This window comes from Streptomyces sp. WMMB 322 (assembly GCF_900090145.1).
GTDB lineage: Bacteria > Actinomycetota > Actinomycetes > Streptomycetales > Streptomycetaceae > Streptomyces.
Map to the genome: position 1 here is coordinate 54674 of NZ_FMHI01000013.1, position 13522 is coordinate 68195.

General features: G+C 70.6%; 8 protein-coding genes. 4 read left to right on the forward strand and 4 right to left on the reverse strand.

Features of this window, described 5'->3' with window-relative positions; all coding sequences use genetic code 11:
- The first annotated feature begins 15 nt into the window (after nucleotides 1-15).
- Nucleotides 16-678, forward strand: a complete 663-nt coding sequence (locus tag H180DRAFT_RS20045) for a TetR/AcrR family transcriptional regulator (RefSeq protein WP_055487476.1) — start codon at nucleotides 16-18, stop codon at nucleotides 676-678.
- Nucleotides 679-813: 135 nt separating this feature from the next.
- On the forward strand, nucleotides 814-2187 hold the full coding sequence (locus H180DRAFT_RS20050; protein WP_055487477.1) for an MFS transporter: 1374 nt from the start codon (nucleotides 814-816) through the stop codon (nucleotides 2185-2187).
- A gap of 134 nt (nucleotides 2188-2321) precedes the next feature.
- On the opposite strand, the gene H180DRAFT_RS20055 is transcribed toward H180DRAFT_RS20050, so the two are convergent.
- Nucleotides 2322-3035, reverse strand: coding sequence for a response regulator (locus H180DRAFT_RS20055; protein ID WP_055487478.1), 714 nt, complete (start codon nucleotides 3033-3035; stop codon nucleotides 2322-2324).
- 1 nt (nucleotide 3036) lies between these two features.
- Nucleotides 3037-7539, reverse strand: a complete 4503-nt coding sequence (locus H180DRAFT_RS20060; protein ID WP_079100257.1) for a hybrid sensor histidine kinase/response regulator — start codon at nucleotides 7537-7539, stop codon at nucleotides 3037-3039.
- 170 nt (nucleotides 7540-7709) lie between these two features.
- Between H180DRAFT_RS20060 and H180DRAFT_RS20065 the strand changes: the two genes are divergently transcribed.
- Nucleotides 7710-9443, forward strand: coding sequence for a SpoIIE family protein phosphatase (locus tag H180DRAFT_RS20065; protein WP_079100266.1), 1734 nt, complete (start codon nucleotides 7710-7712; stop codon nucleotides 9441-9443).
- A 112-nt stretch (nucleotides 9444-9555) separates the two neighbouring features.
- Here H180DRAFT_RS20065 and H180DRAFT_RS20070 read toward each other — a convergent pair whose 3' ends face one another.
- Nucleotides 9556-10395 (reverse strand): helix-turn-helix transcriptional regulator, encoded by an 840-nt coding sequence (locus H180DRAFT_RS20070; RefSeq protein WP_055487480.1) that lies wholly within the window; start codon nucleotides 10393-10395, stop codon nucleotides 9556-9558.
- Between the two features lie 111 nt (nucleotides 10396-10506).
- Here H180DRAFT_RS20070 and H180DRAFT_RS20075 point away from each other — a divergent pair, with 111 nt between their 5' ends.
- A complete protein-coding gene (locus tag H180DRAFT_RS20075) occupies nucleotides 10507-12153 on the forward strand; it encodes an AMP-binding protein (protein ID WP_254666093.1) in 1647 nt (548 codons plus the stop codon).
- 97 nt (nucleotides 12154-12250) lie between these two features.
- Here H180DRAFT_RS20075 and H180DRAFT_RS20080 read toward each other — a convergent pair whose 3' ends face one another.
- Nucleotides 12251-13447, reverse strand: coding sequence for an amidase (locus H180DRAFT_RS20080; protein WP_055487482.1), 1197 nt, complete (start codon nucleotides 13445-13447; stop codon nucleotides 12251-12253).
- Nucleotides 13448-13522 lie beyond the last annotated feature (75 nt).

The following is a 13522-nucleotide window of genomic DNA, read 5'->3' on the forward strand; positions in this document are numbered from 1 at the left end:
CCGCCGAGGAGCCGGATGACCACCGCGGAAGACCCGGCGCAGTCCGCCGGACGCGTACGTGACGCCGCCCGTACCCGGGCAGAGATCATGGACGCCGCCACCCAGGAGTTCGCCCGCGTCGGCTACGGGGGAGCCCGGGTCGACGAGATCGCCGCCCGTACGCGCACCACGAAGCGGATGATCTACTACTACTTCGGCGGCAAGGAGCAGCTGTTCACCGCCGTGCTGGAGCGCGCGTACTCGGTCATCCGCGAAGCCGAACAGCAGCTTGACGTCGAGCACCTGGACCCCGTCGCGGCCATCCGCCGCCTCGCCGCCGTCACGTTCGACCACCACGAGGCGCACCCGGACTTCATCAAGCTCGTCAGCATCGAAAACGTCTACGAGGCCGAGCACATCTCCGGCTCCGAGGAACTGCGCCGCCTCAGCTCGCCCGCGATCGACGTCATCCGGCGCATCCTGGACGCCGGACGGGCCCAGGGGGTCTTCACCGCCGACGTGGACGCGGTGGATCTGCACGCGATGATCAGCGCGTTCTGCTTCTTCCGCGTCGCCAACCGCCACACCTTCCGGGCTCTCTTCGAGCGCGACCTGCTGGACGAGAAGCGCCGCGAGCACTACCGGACGATGCTCGCCGACATGGTGATCGCGTATCTGACGACGGGCGAGAAGGGCTGAGCGCAGCCCCGGCGCGGAATCCCCGGTCCTGACCCCTTGACATGGGTGGAGTGCGGCCCCAGCATCCGTAGCCACCCGCTATTAACTATCTGGTGGGTTAATTAGAGCCGCGAGGGACGCCCGAAGGAGCACGCTGTGACCGCCGAGAACGAGTCCGGCTCTGCCGCCGCAACGGCACAGCCGCGTAAGGCCGCTGTCGCCGCAGCGGTCGGGAGCGCACTGGAGTACTACGACTTCTTCATCTACGGCAGCGCAGCCGCGCTGATCTTCCCGAAGATCTTCTTCGACGACTCGGACCCGGCGGACGCCACCCTGCTCTCCCTGGCCACCTTCGGTGTGGCCTACGCCGTCCGCCCGCTCGGTGCCCTGCTGCTCGGCCACGTCGGCGACCGCTTCGGGCGGAAGAAGATCATGCTGTTCACGCTGTTCCTGATGGGAGCGGCGACCTTCCTCATCGGCTGCCTGCCCACCCGGGCGCAGATCGGAGGGGCGGCGCCCGCCCTGCTGGTGCTGCTGCGCGTCATGCAGGGCATATCGGCCGCCGGGGAGCAGGCCGGCGCCAACTCGATGACCCTGGAACACGCGCCGCCGCACAGGCGCGGCTGGTTCACCAGCTTCACCCTCAACGGCACCCAGGCGGGGCAGCTCCTCGCGACGCTGGTGTTCATCCCCGTCGCGGCCCTCCCGGAGGAGCAGATGCTCACCTGGGGATGGCGCATACCGTTCCTCCTGAGCGCCGCTGTCGCCCTGGTCGGCTGGTTCATCCGGCGGACCCTGCACGAGACGCCCGTCTTCACACGCCAGGCCGAGGCCGGACAGGTCGCGAAGATGCCCCTGGCCGTCCTCCTGCGCGGGCACTGGCGAGCACTGCTGCGGGTCATCTGCGGTGCGCTGATCGCCTCCGTCAGCACGATCTTCACCGTCTGGGCGCTGTCGTACGCGACGAGCGACGCGGTCGGCATGGACAGCTCCGGAATGCTCTGGGTCGGCGCACTCGCCAACGCGGCCGCGCTGGCGGCGATCCCGCTGTGGGCGCGCGTGTCGGACAGGGTGGGGCGCAGGCCGGTCTTCCTCGCGGGAGCGCTGGGCAGCGCCGTGACGATGTTCCTGTACCTGTGGGCGATCTCCACCGGCAGCTACCCCCTCACACTGCTGAGCGGAGTCCTCGCCTTCGGAGTCGTCTACAGCGCCGCCAACGGAATCTGGCCCTCCTTCTACGGGGAGATGTTCCCGACGTCGGTGCGGCTGTCGGGCATGGCCGTCGGCACCCAGATCGGCTTCGCCGTCTCGGGCTTCGCGGTGACGTTCGCCGCCGGCATCGCCGGGCCGGAGGGAGACGGCTGGGCACGTGTCGCGCTGTTCACCGCAGCGCTCTGCGTGCCGCCCGCGCTCGCCGCGCTGACCGCACGGGAGACCGCCCATCTCCCCACCGAGGAACTCGGACTGCCCGCGGGCGTGAGCACCGAGACGCCGGCCGATGTGCCTCCTCGCGCGGCGGAACGGGCCTGACGGGCCCGACGGGCAGAGCAGGAAAGCAAGGACACAGCGCAGGAAGGACACAGCGCTGGAAGGACGCAGCGCAGCAACGCGCAGAGCCGGAGGACAGGTGCGGCCGTGCGGGATCCCTCCCGTGCGGCTGCACCTCAAGCGGCGTTCCCGTTCACCGACCCCAGCCGGCGCACGGACTTCTCCAGCTCCGCGATGCGGTCGGCGAATTCGGACGACGCGGCGTTCTCGCCGTCCCTGAGCAGCATCTCGATCTGCACGAGCATCTCCGTGATGTGCGCGAGCTGCTCGGCTGCGCTTCTGCCGGCTCCCGTCTCCTCCGGCCGGCCGGAGTCCGGCCGGGTTCCCTCCGGCGGTCCTTCTGCGGCCGCGGCACTCCGGCCGCCGGCGCGGGGCGCGTGCTCGGCGACCAGGAGACGCCGCAGTTGTTCGGCCTGGACTGCGAGCTGACGGTTCTTGCGGTCCAGGTCGAGGAAGACGTTGACCTTCGTGCGCAGTACCCACGGGTCGATGGGCTTGGAGAGGAAGTCGGCGGCGCCCAGCGAGTATCCGCGGTAGGCGTAGTCCGCGTCCACGTCGGTGCCGGTCAGGAGGATGATCGGCACGTCCTTCGTCTGGTCCAGACGCTTGATGTTGCCCGCGGTCTCGAACCCGTCCATCCCCGGCATGAGCACGTCGAGCAGCACCACGGCGAAGTCCTGGCGCAGCATGGCCTTCAGGGCGTCCTCACCGGAGCGCGCCGTCACCAACTGCTGGTCCAGCGGGCCGAGTACGGCCTCCAGCGCGACCAGGTTCTCCTCCATGTCGTCCACGATCAGGATGCTGGACCGGTCGGGCACCGCGGCACTCATGTCATCCGCCCCGCGGTTCGGTGCCGGTGCCGTCCCCGCGGGAACCGATGTGGCGCTCCCGGGCGCCGGTGCCGTCCGGCGAGGTGCCGTTCGGCTCCGCGGCCCGGTCCGTGGATTCCTCGGGGGATTCGTGTGCCGGTCCGGACCCGTCCGGATCCGGCGCCGTCCCCGGCGCCGCCCGGGGCGGTGCGGCCGGGGCGGTCTCGCCCCCGCCCGGCGGCCGGGTTCCGTGGCCCTGCTTGAGCAGGTCGTAGATGGACTGCAGCAGTTCGTCGAGGTCCACGGGCTTGGCGACGTAGAGGTCGGCACCCGCGTCGAGCGCCTTCTTGCTGTCGCCGGACATGGCCTTCGCGGTGAGCGCGATGACGGGCAGGCCCGCGAGGCGGGGTGTGTGCCGGATCCTCTGGATCGCCTCGTAGCCGTTCATCTCCGGCATCATGATGTCCATCAGGACGACCGACACCTCGGGCGAACGGTCCAGCACGTCCAGGCCTTCGCGGCCGTTCTCGGCGTACTTCACGGAGATCCCCACGCGGCCCAGCACATGGGTGAGGGCGAAGACGTTGCGGATGTCGTCGTCGACGATGAGCACGTTGGTCCCCGCCAGCACCTGGCCGCGCTCCCCGCCCAGCCACTGCTTGAGCTGAGTCGTCTCCGGCCAGGTCTCCTCATGGCCCTTGTCCGCCGTCCGCGGTTCGGTGGCCGACGGACGCTCGGGCCCCACGGTCTCCACACGCGGTGACTCGGAGGCCGGTTCGGTCGGCTCTGGCCATGCCGCCGGAGTCGGCGGTGCGGGTGCCTCGCCCGCCTCCCGCGGCCTTGCCGGCTCGGCCCTTCCCGGCCGTTCCGGTTCCGCGGGTCGGGTGGGCTGCGCGGTCTCCGGCTCCGCTGCCGTCGCGCCACCGGCCGGGCCGAGCGGCTCCGGCTCGGGCAGTGCGGCCGGCGGAGGGGCCGATGCGACCGCTGTGCCGCCCTCGAACTCGCGGCTGCCGAGACCCTCGGGCGCCGTCACGCGTTCCGGAGGGGCCATGGGTGCGCTGCCCGGGTAGACCGACGGGATGAAGAGGGTGAAGCGCGAGCCCACGCCCTCCTGGCTCTCGACGTCGATCCGTCCGCCGAGCAGCCCCGCGATCTCCCGGCTGATCGACAGCCCGAGGCCGGTCCCGCCGTACCGGCGGCTCGTGGTGCCGTCGGACTGCTGGAACGCCTCGAAGATCACGGACAGCTTCTCCGGCGGGATTCCGCTTCCGGTGTCCTTGACGGAGAAGGCGAGTACGGACTCGGCGTCGCGGAGGGTCGCCTCGTCGAATTCCATGTCCGTGGCGCGTTCCACGCGCAGTTCGATGCCCCCGGAGGAGGTGAACTTCACGGCGTTGGACAGGAGGTTGCGCAGCACCTGCTGGATGCGCTGCTCGTCGGAGTACAGCTCGCGCGGCACGTTCTCGCCGACCGCGATCTCGAACGCCAGCCCGCGGTCTATCGTCATCGGCCGGAACGTCGCGTGCACGTAGTCCAGCAGCTTCGTCAGCGGCAGCGAACGCGGCCGCACGTCCATCCGCCCTGCCTCCACCTTCGACAGGTCGAGGATGTCGTTGATGAGCTGGAGCAGGTCCGATCCCGAGCGGTAGATCGTGGTGGCGAAGTCCACCTCCTGGTCGGAGAGCCTGCCGTCGGGGTTGTCGGCGAGCAGCCGCGCCAGGATGAGCAGCGAGTTCAGCGGGGTGCGCAGCTCGTGCGACATGTTCGCCAGGAATTCGGACTTGTACTGGGACGACGTCGCGAGCAGTGCCGCCTTGTCCTCGAGTTCGGCGTTGGTGCGCTGCAGTTCGTCCGACCGCTGACGCAGCTCCTTGGTCAGCCGCTGCGACTCGGAGAGCAGCACCTCCGTGCGGGCGTTGGCCAGGATCGTGTTGATCGAGACGCCGATGGTGTGCACGAACTGGTCGATGAAGGTCAGGTAGATCTCGTTGAACTTGCTGAACGAGGCGACCTCGATCACACCGAGTGCCCTGTCCTCGAAGAGGATCGGCAGGATGAGGATGTTCGCCGCGGGCGCCGAGCCCAGTCCCGACTCCACCCTCACGTAGTCCGGCGGGGCGTCCTCGATGAGGATGCGCTTCTTCTCGGCGACCGCCTGCGATATCAGCCCGCGCAGCGGGGAGTCGGGCCCGCCCGGGTCCTCCCTGCCGCTGGTGCCGTAGCCGGCGATGTACTCCAGCTCCTCGCCCGGCTTCCCTCCGGAGCCGACCAGGAAGAACGCGCCGGCCTGGGCGTTCACCAGCGGCGTCAGCTCCCGCAGGATCAGGTCGGCGACCTCGACGAGGTCCCGCTGTCCCTGCATCAGACCGGCGATACGGGTCAGGTTCGACTCCAGCCAGTCCTTGGTGCGGGTGGTCTCGCGCAGGTTGGCGACCATGACGTTGACGTTGTCCTTGAGTTCCGCCACCTCGCCGCGGGCGTCCACCTGGATGGAGCGGGACATGTCGCCCTGGGTGACGGCGCTTGCGACCTCGGCGATCGCACGGACCTGCGTGGTGAGGTTCAGGGCGAGCTCGTTGACGCTCGTCGTCAGTCCCTTCCAGGTGCCGTAGACGCCCTCGACGCGTGCCTGGCCCCCCAGCTGGCCCTCGCTGCCGACCTCGCGGGCGACGCGGGTGACCTCCGAGGAGAAGGAGGAGAGGGTGTCGACCATCGTGTTGAGGGTGGTCTTCAGCTCCAGGAACTCCCCGCGTGCGTCGACGTCGATCTTCTTGGAGAGGTCTCCGTTGGCGACCGCCGTTGCGACCTGCGCGATGTTGCGGACCTGCGACGTCAGGTTCGTGGTCATGAAGTTGACGTTGTCGGTGAGGTCCTTCCACACGCCGGAGACACCGTGAACCTGGGCGCGGCCGCCGAGGTTGCCCTCGGTGCCGACCTCGCGGGCGACGCGGGTGACCTCGTCCGAGAACGCACGCAGCTGGTGGACCATCGTGTTGACGGTGTCCTTCAGCTCCAGGATCTCGCCGCGTGCGTCGACGTCGATCTTCTTGGAGAGGTCTCCGTTGGCGACCGCGGTGGTCACCTGGGCGATGCTGCGCACCTGCGACGTCAGGTTCAGCGCCATGGAGTTGACGCTGTCGGTGAGGTCCTTCCACACGCCGGAGACGTCCCTGACCTGAGCCTGCCTGCCCAGGTTTCCTTCGGTGCCGACCTCGCGGGCGACGCGTGTGACCTCGTCGGCGAAGTCCGAGAGCTGGTCGACCATCGTGTTGAGGGTGGTCTTCAGCTGGAGGATCTCGCCCTTCGCGTCGACGGTGATCTTCTGGCTGAGGTCGCCCTGCGCCACAGCGGTGGCGACCTGGGCGATGCTGCGTACCTGCGAGGTCAGGTTGGAGGCCATGAGGTTGACGTTGTCCGTCAGGCCCCGCCACACGCCGGAAACGCCCCGCACCTCGGCCTGTCCGCCGAGGTTTCCTTCGGTGCCGACCTCGCGGGCGACGCGGGTGACCTCGTCGGCGAAGGCGGAGAGCTGGTCGACCGTGGTGTTCACGGTGCTCATCAGCTGGAGGATCTCGCCCTTCGCGTCGACGGTGATCTTCTGGCTGAGGTCGCCCTGCGCGACGGCCGTGGAGACCTGGGCGATGTTGCGCACCTGCGAGGTCAGGTTGGAGGCCATGAGGTTGACGTTGTCCGTCAGGCCGCGCCACACGCCGGACAGGCCCCGCACCTCGGCCTGTCCGCCGAGGTTTCCTTCGGTGCCGACCTCGCGGGCGACGCGGGTGACCTCGTCGGCGAAGGCGGAGAGCTGGTCGACCATGGTGTTCACGGTGAGCTTCAGCTCCAGCAGCTCACCCGAGGTCTCGACCATGACCTTCTGCGTCAGGTCGCCGCGTGCGACCGCCGTCGTCACGCCGGCGATGTCGCGCACCTGCCCGGTGAGCCGCTCCGCCATGTCGTTGATGGCCTCGGTCACGCGGCGCCAGTCGCCCGACAGATCCCCGACGTCCGCACGGCCGCCGAGGTTTCCTTCGGTGCCGACCTCGCGGGCGACCCTGGTGACCTCGCCGGTGAACATGGAGAGCTGGTCGACGAGCCGGTTCAGGCCGCTGTCCAGCCGCCCGAGGTCGCCGTGCCTGCCGTTGTGCCGCTCCATGTGCTGCGTGAGATCGCCGTCGGCGATCGCTTCCAGCACTCTGGTCGCCTTCGTCACCGGTGTACCCAGAGCCTCGATCAGCTGGTTCGTCTCGTCGACGTTGGTGGCCCATGAGCCCGGACCCGGGCTTGCCGAGACCCGCTCGTCGAGGTGGCCCTCCTTCGCGACGGCCCGGCGTACGCGCCTGAGTTCCGTGGCCAGGTGTTCGTTCCGCGTGACTATCTGGTTGAAGACCCCCGCCACCTCGCCCAGAACTCCTTCGCTCTCGGGCGCCGCACGCGCCGAGAAGTCGCCGTCGTTAAGAGACCTCATCGCTCCCAGCAGGTGGCGCAGGTCCGCCTCACGTATCGGCTGGCCCTGGGGGTCGTCCATGGCATCCCATCCCAAGCGTCCTGGATGTGTAGCTTTATCCTATTGTAGAGGCTTTATTGCAGAGACACCCGAGTCAGGAGTGGCCTGTGCGACTGCCGTCCGTCGGCCTGAGCGATCCCGAGTCGCGCAGAGCCCTGCCAACAGGCCAGCTCGCACCGTCGACGGCTCGCATGCTCGTGCGTTCGGAGATCGAGAAGTGGGCACGAGCGAGCGTGACCCCGGGGTCGGTGACCGAGCGGCTGGCCGAGGATGCGGAGCTCCTCGTCAGCGAGCTCGTGAGCAATGCGCTCGTGCACGCCGGAACCCGGATCGAGGTCGCCTGCGGCGTCGAGACCGAGCCGCCCGGGCCGGACGATCCCACCGGGGCGAGCGGCCCCGTGGAGATCACGGCGGTGCTGGTCGAGGTGATGGACAGACAGCCCACCGGCCGGGTCACCGGGGAGACCGCGGCAGGACGCGGAGGCCGGGGCCTCGGGCTCCAGATCGTGGGGGCCCTGGCCCAGTCTTGGGGGGTGACCTACCGGCGCACCGAGAAGGTCGTGTGGTTCCGCCTGGCCGTCTCCGAGATGGTCGGCAAGCCGTCCGGATCCCTCAGCGAGGCGATGCACCGCGAGCTGGAGGCCGCGGAGATCTTCTCCTCGTCCGGGCGGGCCGACCGCCGTCGCACCGCGGAGTGGGCCGACCGCGGCGGTGCGTTCCTGGCCGAGGCGAGCGAGCTGCTCTCGGGGCAGCTGGACGAGGACATGGTCGCCGCGCTGGCCGGACAGCTCCTCGTGCCGCGGCTGGCCGACTGGTGCGCCGTGTGGCTGACCGACGAGACCGGCGGGATGCGCCTGTCCCGCGTGTGGGACGTCGACGAGCGCAAGGTCGACGCGCTGCGCTACGCCCTGGAGGCGGAACCGCCGCCCGCCGGTCTGCGCACCGTGGGCATCCCCTGGCCCTGGCCGGCGAGCATGGACGAGTCGGGGAGGGGCGGTTCGGCGCTGGCGTTCTCCCTCGTCGCGGGCGGCGCCTGTCTGGGCTCGCTGGTGATCGGCAGGTCAGGGCCGACCGAGATGACCGACTCCGTGGCACGGACGGTCGAGGACGTCGCGCGCCGCGTGGCCCAGGCCGTGATCACCGCCCGCCAGTACGCGCGCCAGACCAGCATCAGCCGGGCGCTTCAGCGCAGACAGCTGCCCCCGTCGCTGGCCAGCCTGCCCGGGGTGGAGACGGCGATCGTCTACGAGCCGCACGCCATGGGCCAGACCGTCGGCGGCGACTTCTACGACCTCTTTCCCATGGGCGACAACCGATGGTCCTTCCTGCTCGGCGATGTGCAGGGCAAGGACCCCGAGGCGATGTCCGTGACCGGGCTGACCAGGCATCTCGTGCGGCTGCTCGCGCGGGAGGGCCACGGTGTGGAGTCCGTGCTCGGCAGGCTCAACGCCGCCATGGCCGAGGAGGGAGCCGAGGCCGTGGCCGTGGGGGGCGAGAGCGCGCAGCCGCGCTTCCTCAGCCTCGTCTACGGGGAACTGGAGCCGGACATGGAGAGAGGCGGGGCGCACTGCTCCGTCGCCAGTGCCGGACATCCGGCGCCGCTGAAGCTGTCCGAGGACGGCGTGACGCCCGTGGTGGAGTCGCAGATCCTGCTGGGCATCGACGAGGGCACCGAGTTCTCGGCCTACGGCTTCGATCTGAGGCCGGGGGAGACGCTGCTGTGCGTCACCGACGGCGTCACCGAACGGCGCAGCGGGCAGCGGCAGTTGGACGACGACGACGGCCTCGCGCAGATCCTGGCCACCTGCGGAGGCATGGGGGCGATGGCGGTGGCCGAGCGGGTGCGCCAGGCCGCGCACGACTTCGGGACGGAACCTGTCGAGGACGATCTGGCGATCCTCGTGCTGCACGCCGTGCGCGGCTGAACGGCCCGGCCGCGGCAGGCCGGGAGGTGGCCGGACGGCCCGCCGACGCCTCGGCCTCGCCGATGGGCGGTCACGCACCGGCCACCCCGGGGCGGCTGCCTCGGAACCGGCGTCAGGGGATGATGCCCCAGCGGCGCGCGGCCACCACCGTCTCCATCCGCGTGTGCGTGCCCAGCTTCCGCATGGCGGAGCGGAGATAGGCCTTCACGGTCTCCGGCTTCAGCCCGGTCCGTGCGGCCACCGCGGCGTTCGTCCCGCCCCCGGCGACGCAGGAGACCACGTCCACTTCCCGGGGGGTGAGCGAGACCTCCTCCTCCGCGCCCTTCCCGGACCCCTGCGGTCCGCACGCCGTCGCCAGCCGGCCGCAGGCGCCGAGCAGTTCCCGCCGGAGCTCGCCCTCCGGCAACCGCTGGGCGAGAGTGCGCAGTTCGGCGTGCGCCTCGCGCACCTCCTCCCAGGCGCGGGGGTCCTCGACGGGAGCCTGTTGCGCCTGCGTCAGCCGCTGCGCCTCCTCGCGGACGGCGAGGGTCTGCTCCAGCTCCCGTACGGCGTCGGCGGCGGTGTCCAGGGCGCGGTCGCCGAGCGCGAGCGACTCACGCAGCGCCGCGTACACCACACCGCGCACACGGCGGCGCACAACCACGGGCACCGCCAGCACCGAACGCAGCCCCTCCGCGGCCACGGCGGCGTCGTACTCGTGGCTGATCACACGCGAGGAGCGGTAGTCGGTGACGGAGGCGGGCCTGGCCAGTGCGACGGCCTTGCCGCCCAGCCCGTTGCCCGGCGCGATCGCCAGGCCGCGCAGGGCCTGCGTGGTGGTGCCGGTCATCTCGGTGATGCGGAACCCGCGTCCCTCGCCGGTCATGCCCGCGAAGGCCACGGGGATCTCCGTGGTGCGCCGCAGTCTGGACAGCGCCGCCCGTATCGCGCCCGATTCGGCCGGATCCGTCATCGCAGTCCCCTCTCGCGTTCCCCGCACGACGTCACCCCCGTTCGGGGGTGGTGAGGCGCAGATCACTCACACACGATGCTAAGGCGATGGCTCAAGGACGAGGAGGTCCCGGTGAACGCAGAATCCACGGCGCTCTCGTACGCGAGCGGGACCGCCAGCACGCCGCTGCTCGGTGAGACGATCGGCAGCAACCTCGACCGGAACGCTGCCGCGTACCCCGACCGTGAGGTCCTCGTCGACGTCGGTGAGGGCAGGCGTTGGACGTACGCGCAGTTCGTCGCCGATGTCGACCAGCTCGCGCGAGGGCTGCTGGCGCGCGGCATCGGCAAGGGCGACCGGGTGGGCATCTGGGCCGTCAACTGCCCGGAGTGGCTGCTGATCCAGTACGCGACGGCGCGCATCGGTGCCGTGATGGTCAACATCAACCCGGCGTACCGTACACATGAACTGGCCTATGTACTGCGTCAGTCGGGGGTGCGCCTGCTTGTCGCGTCCACCGAGTACAAGACCAGCGACTACCGCGCCATGGCACGTGATGTGGCCCGCGAATGCCCGCAGTTGCTGGAGACCGTCCACATCGGCACCCCCTACTGGGAAGTGCTCTTCAACGCCGGCAAAGAGATCACCGAGGATCAACTGCATGCCGCGGAAGCGAAGTTGAGCTGTGACGACCCGGTGAACATCCAGTACACGTCGGGGACGACGGGCTTCCCGAAAGGTGCGACCCTCTCGCACCACAACATCCTCAACAACGGTTACTTCGTCGGCGAGTTGCTGGGCTACACCGAGCAGGACAGGGTGTGCCTGCCGGTGCCCTTCTACCACTGCTTCGGCATGGTGATGGGCAACCTCGCCGCCACCAGCCACGGTGCCTGCGTCGTCATCCCCGCCCCCAGCTTCGAGCCGGCCGCCACGCTGCAGGCGGTGCAGGAGGAGCGGTGCACCTCCCTGTACGGGGTGCCCACGATGTTCATCGCCGAGCTCGGACTGCCCGATTTCGCGGCCTACGACCTCGGCTCGCTCCGTACCGGGATCATGGCCGGCTCGCCGTGCCCCGTCGAGGTCATGAAGCGGGTCGTCGCCGAGATGCACATGGAGGAGGTGGCGATCTGCTACGGCATGACCGAGACGTCACCGGTCTCCACCCAGACGCGCACCGACGACGACGTGGAGCGGCGCACGGAGACCGTCGGGCGGGTCCTCCCGCACCTGGAGGTGAAGGTCGTCGACCCGGACACCGGCGTGACGCTTCCGCGCGGCGAGCCGGGCGAGCTGTGCACCCGCGGTTACTCGGTGATGCTCGGGTACTGGGAGGACCGGGAGCAGACCGATCAGGTCATCGACCCGAGCCGCTGGATGCACACCGGCGACCTCGCGGTGATGCGCGAGGACGGGTACGTGGCCATCACGGGACGCATCAAGGACATGATCATCCGTGGCGGGGAGAACATCTACCCGCGCGAGATCGAGGAGTTCCTCTACACCCACCCAAAGGTCTCCGACGTGCAGGTGGTCGGCGTGCCCGACGAACGGTTCGGCGAGGAGATCCTGGCCTGCGTCATCCCGAACGAGGCCGGCGACCCGCCCTCACGGGAGGAGATCGCCGCGTTCTGCGAGGGCCGGCTGGCGCACTACAAGATCCCGCGCTACTTGCGCGTCATGACGGAGTTCCCCATGACGGTCAGCGGCAAGGTGCGCAAGGTCGAACTGCGCCGGGAGGCCATGGACGGCGCGGAAGCGGTGCCCCTGACGCCGTAGGCCCGGGCACCGGCGTCACCGCGGGGTCCGCCCCCGCGTGCCCGGCCGTGGTGCGGAAGGCCGCCGGGCGGTGCGCCGCACCGGGCCGCTCACCGGATCACCGGCGGCTCTCGGCGACCGCGAGGTCCAGCAGCGCCCGGTCGCTGCCGGGGCGCGCGATCAGGCAGAGCCCGACGGGCAGCCCCCCGGCCGTCATGCGGGGAAGCACCAGGGACGGCAGTCCGGCCCCCGACGCCAGACAGGTGAGCTGAAGGGCGGCGCTCCTTACCGCGTCGCGCTCCTCCGTGCCCGAATCCCTCATGGGGGCCGGACCGGGCGCCGCAGGCAGCGCCAGCACCGTCCCGGGGGAGAGGGCCGCACGCAGCGCGCGGGCCGTCGTCCTCACGGCCTCGCGTGCCCGTGCCGCGCGTTCCCTGCCGATCCCGGACGCCCAGGAGAAGCGGCGCGCCACCTCCGGACCCAGCGAGCCGGGGTGCGCGGCGACCCACTCCCCGTCGCTCTCCCACACCTGCACGGCCTGGGCGACGGAGAAGTCGGTCGCACGCTCCTCCGGGTCACCGCCGAAGGCCCACTCCTGCCTGCCCAGTCCGAGCCGGACCGCCAGCCCTGCGGCGGCCGACGCGTACGCCTCGCGCACCCGCGGCTCGGCCGGGGCGGCGAGGTCGGGCGAGACGAGCAGGGTGCGGAAGGGGCCCGGGTCCTGCGCCCCGTCCGGTGCGGGCAGCAGCACGTCGCCGACCCGGGCGAGCGTCGAGGCGTCGTGTGCGAGCCAGGCGACGGTGTCGAAGTCGGGGGCAAGCGGCAGCATTCCCGTGACGGGAACGGCGCCGTGGGTGGGGCGCATGCCGTACAGGCCGCAGTAGGAGGACGGTACGCGGATCGAACCGGCGGTGTCGGTGCCGAGCCCGGCGTCCGCCTCGCGGAGTGCGACGGCGGCGGCCGGGCCGCTGGAGGAACCGCCCGGAATGCGGTCGGGAGCCTGGGGGTTGGGAGGGGTGCCGTAGTGGGGGTTGGTGCCGTCGAGGCTGTAGGTCAGCTCGTCGGTCTGGGCGATGCCGGTGATCTCGGCACCGGCGTCTAGGAGCGCGCCGACGGCCCATGCGTGCGTGGTCTCCGGTCCCGCTTCGTCGAGGAAGTCGGGATTGCCCGCGCCGACGCGCTGCCCGGCGATCGCGTAGACGTCCTTCACCGCGAGGCGGAGGCCGTTCAGCGGCCCGCTGCCCGACGGGGCGAGGAGCGGGGCGCCGCGCTCCCGCCACACGGCCTTCTCCGTATTCGTCTCGGACGGGGTCATGGGGGGCCTCCGCAAGCAGCCGGATCGGTGGTCACAGCCCGCCCGTGGGAACCGGGCCGGGTTGCGATGTGTACC

What these genes read in the sequence shown, in the direction of transcription:
- H180DRAFT_RS20065 (WP_079100266.1), top strand. Translation starts at nt 7,710, where the DNA reads ATGCTCGTGCGTTCGGAGATCGAGAAGTGGGCACGAGCGAGCGTGACC.
- H180DRAFT_RS20055 (WP_055487478.1), bottom strand. Translation starts at nt 3,035, where the DNA reads ATGAGTGCCGCGGTGCCCGACCGGTCCAGCATCCTGATCGTGGACGAC.
- H180DRAFT_RS20045 (WP_055487476.1), top strand. Translation starts at nt 16, where the DNA reads ATGACCACCGCGGAAGACCCGGCGCAGTCCGCCGGACGCGTACGTGAC.
- H180DRAFT_RS20060 (WP_079100257.1), bottom strand. Translation starts at nt 7,539, where the DNA reads ATGGACGACCCCCAGGGCCAGCCGATACGTGAGGCGGACCTGCGCCAC.
- H180DRAFT_RS20070 (WP_055487480.1), bottom strand. Translation starts at nt 10,395, where the DNA reads ATGACGGATCCGGCCGAATCGGGCGCGATACGGGCGGCGCTGTCCAGA.
- H180DRAFT_RS20080 (WP_055487482.1), bottom strand. Translation starts at nt 13,447, where the DNA reads ATGACCCCGTCCGAGACGAATACGGAGAAGGCCGTGTGGCGGGAGCGC.